The sequence below is a fragment of the Saccharicrinis sp. 156 genome (genome assembly GCF_050589685.1).
GTDB lineage: Bacteria > Bacteroidota > Bacteroidia > Bacteroidales > Marinilabiliaceae > Saccharicrinis.
Map to the genome: position 1 here is coordinate 1 of NZ_JBNGOS010000091.1, position 3465 is coordinate 3465.

At 37.3% G+C, this 3465-nt stretch carries 3 protein-coding genes; all 3 read right to left on the reverse strand.

Annotated elements, in window-relative coordinates; genetic code table 11:
• Positions 1-256: 256 nt before the first annotated feature.
• Genes ACRD64_RS25085 through ACRD64_RS25095 form a run of 3 tightly spaced genes read right to left on the reverse strand, consistent with a single transcriptional unit; the run spans position 257 to position 3359 of the window.
• Entirely contained in the window at positions 257-2851 is a 2595-nt protein-coding gene (locus ACRD64_RS25085) for a type I restriction-modification system subunit M (protein WP_430937358.1), read from the reverse strand.
• 3 nt (positions 2852-2854) lie between these two features.
• Entirely contained in the window at positions 2855-3052 is a 198-nt protein-coding gene (locus ACRD64_RS25090) for a hypothetical protein (RefSeq protein WP_430937360.1), read from the reverse strand.
• A gap of 25 nt (positions 3053-3077) precedes the next feature.
• Positions 3078-3359, reverse strand: coding sequence for a helix-turn-helix domain-containing protein (locus ACRD64_RS25095; RefSeq protein WP_430937362.1), 282 nt, complete (start codon positions 3357-3359; stop codon positions 3078-3080).
• Positions 3360-3465 lie beyond the last annotated feature (106 nt).

The following is a 3465-nucleotide window of genomic DNA, read 5'->3' on the forward strand; positions in this document are numbered from 1 at the left end:
CCTTCTTGATTTTTTCATGCAACAAATATATCCTCTTGAAATCTCTTATAGAAGACCGGGTTAGCCGTGCGGATACCTCTTTGCCAAGTGATGTTGGCGTAGTACCCTTTGTAATTAAACTACATTCTCCTTCTAAAGGAAAACTATCCCAATTATCCCTCATACCCTAGCTCCATTAAAAAAAATAAATAATCGCTTAACTTTTAAAAAGCTATTAGCACATTGTTGCGACAGTGTCGCAATATTTGTAAGTACCTTATTCATACCCCAACTCATTTAAAAAGTCAGACAAGAGATTGGCAGCCTCGTCACGTTCATTTATAACTGAGGTTAAAGTTTCCTGGTACTTCACAAAACGTTTTTCCAACTCAGCCAATAAATCCCGTTCGTAACGATTTACATAGTCCATTACGGTTGTTTGTAAGGTTCGTTTCCAACGAGCAAGAATCAATTCTTTAGCTTCTTCCGATGAAATCTTTTCACGGGCTTTTTCTACCAAGTCGTCTTTCTTGTCCTTAATTTCTTTAATTGTAGCCTTACAATTCTTTAGTTCCTGCTCCAATTCGGTATGTCGAGCTAGTTTGGCATCTAAGGCCTCTTTTTGCTTTGTGTAGCTATCCAAAAGTTCTTTGGTATTTGCTAATTGGTTTTCTAACGCTTTGACTTCGACAAGCTCAGTCACCGCTTTGATTCGAATACCTAGAGCCTTGATTTCCTTTTTCGCAGCTTTGATGTTTCCGTTGATTTCTTTCAAGCTTGCCTTAAATTCCTTTAGTACTTCTTTAGGGAACACTTCGTAGTTCTCTTCGCTCTCCCGATAACTATCGGGATCACCTTCTTCCAATTCATTTACTTCGGCAAATAGGGCTTCCAATTCATCTCGTCTGGCTTCGTTATTGGCTAACTCTTCTAAAACTTCAGGGAACTGCGATTGAAGAATTTCTTCAGCAGGAATTAATTCTGCATTCCAGGCACTGGCTGAAACAGATTTGAGGTCTGTTTCTAAACTATCCCAATACGTAGCAAATGCACCACGGCTCTTGTGCATATCTAATATCCCCAAGGCACTAAAATCGGTGGCAATACTTTTTGAGAATGCTCGATATAGCTCAAATACGTTGTGCTTTTCAGGTAGCGCTTCTAATTTGCCAACATTCGCATCCCACCATTGGTTAATGGCAGTTGTATAGGCCGAGCGTTTAGAAGCTATATCTTTATGTTTGCTAAGCAATTCTTTTAATTGCTCTTTAGAATCAATGTTTGCAGCAAATTTCTGATATCCTTCTTTCCACTCCTCAAAAAGTTCTTTTTTAAGTTTAGGGTAATTCTTCCAATAGGCGGATAAAGCATCTATTTCATTTTCAGGAATACCACCATGTAAGTGTGCAGTTACATCTTGTGGTTCAGCAGGAGGGCTGTTATCCACATACCTACGTATGTTAAAGTTATAATCCTCATTGGCTAAATTCTCTTTGCTAACAAGCTTGGAATAAGCATCCAATTCATATTTTTTACGATATACATAGGATATTTTTGCAATATCTTCCGGGCGGAGCTTATTCTGGTTTTTACCTTCCCTGTATTCTCGGTCGGCATTTATGAATAACACTTTTTCTCTGGTATGGGCACCCTTTTTATTAATGACCAATACCGAAGCAGGTATACCTGTACCATAAAACAAGCCCTGTGGCAAACCAACCACAGCTTCAATATATCCACGTTGCACCAACCATTGGCGCATACTTTTCTCTTCGCTACCACGGAACAAAACACCATGAGGCATAACCACAGCCATACGTCCATTATCTTTCAGCACACTTATCATGTGCTGTACAAACATAAAATCGGCTTTACTTTTCTTTGGCATCCAATGATGAAAACGATCACGGAAATTTTTAATATCAGAATAGTCAGCCGAGAATGGTGGATTTGCAATGACGATATCAAAACGTTTTAACTCACCATTTTCGATATGTAAAGGTTCAGTAATGGTATCTCCTTGTAAAATATCTGCATCAAAAATATCGTGAAACAGCATATTCATTTTACACAGCGACCATGTTCCTCCATTAAGCTCTTGTCCAGCAAAAGTCAAGCGTGTACTATCTCCATAACGTGATTGTACATAGTTCTTGGTCTCAATAAGCATACCGCCAGAGCCACATGTTGGGTCATAAACAGTCGCTTCCTGTTCCGGCTCTAATATGTTTACCAATAACTTTACAACTTCGCTTGGGGTATAGAATTCACCCCCTTTTTTACCTGCGCTATCGGCAAAATATTTAATCAGGTATTCGTATGCAGCACCCAAAATATCAGGAAACTCAAAGTTCTCCTCAATCAGCTGTACTTTATTAAAGTGCTGAATAAACTCAATCAGCTTTTCATCGCTTAAAGCATTCTTGTTTTTACCAATGGTTCGGTTAAAGTTCACATTAGTAAGTACACCGCTCAACTTATCAGGATTGGCTTCTTCCAATGCTTCCAGCGCCTTATTCAGATTATCACCCACATCTTTTTTAAGGTGAAGAATCCCGGCATTTATTTCATTACCATTCTCATCCGTGGCTTTTACATTCCATCGGGCGTTCACAGGTTCAACCGGAACAAAATATTCATAAGCATTAGGTTTCTCCAACGCTTGATTTATCTTATCCTCACTTAAACCTTTGCTTTGTAGTTCCTTTAAACGCACAGCCCGGTCTAATTCAAATTTATCCGACAAACGTTTAAGGAATAACATTCCAAAAATGTACTCTTTAAACTCAGAGGCATCCATGTTTCCTCTTAATATATCACAGGCATCCATCAGGAAGCCTTCTAACCACGTTAATGTGAGCTTTTTCTTCATATATTATTTTGTTACTCTCTTAAATTTATTTGCATTAGTTGCATTCTGTATTAATTCCCATACCCATCTTTTACAGTCATTATTTGTTGGTTCATTTAATTGTCTTAATCTATTTTGAACATTACTCAAATACATTTCGCTGAGTAAGTCATCAAAAGCTTCATTAACAGTATCAGGTGGTTGAATTATTGTTTTATGCATAACACTAGTCTATTTTTATACTTCTTTAGTTTTTGAAGTTAACTTCTGCAATTTTTAGTGCATCGAGTGCATTTTTTTCGCCTTTGAGCAAGTCAAATACTTTATCCGCTAACCATAGGGTTACCAAATCATCTTCTGGATAATCGTATAATGAGGCAAGTTTGAGAATATATTCTCGTTTTATATTTTTCTCACCTCGCTCCATTTTGCTGATGTAAGCAGTATCCACTTCTAATTCTGCTGCCACTTGTCGTAACAACAAACCTTTTTCTTCCCGTAAAGCTCTGAGTTTTTGTCCTATTATCATCTTTCTGTAAATTGACTTGTCTGAAACAATCAAATATAATAAAAAGGTCAAAAACAGAATTTATTATCGGTTAAAAGTTTTTAAGATAATATCAACTATGGGTTGC

What these genes read in the sequence shown, in the direction of transcription:
- ACRD64_RS25090 (WP_430937360.1), bottom strand. Translation starts at nt 3,052, where the DNA reads ATGCATAAAACAATAATTCAACCACCTGATACTGTTAATGAAGCTTTT.
- ACRD64_RS25085 (WP_430937358.1), bottom strand. Translation starts at nt 2,851, where the DNA reads ATGAAGAAAAAGCTCACATTAACGTGGTTAGAAGGCTTCCTGATGGAT.
- ACRD64_RS25095 (WP_430937362.1), bottom strand. Translation starts at nt 3,359, where the DNA reads ATGATAATAGGACAAAAACTCAGAGCTTTACGGGAAGAAAAAGGTTTG.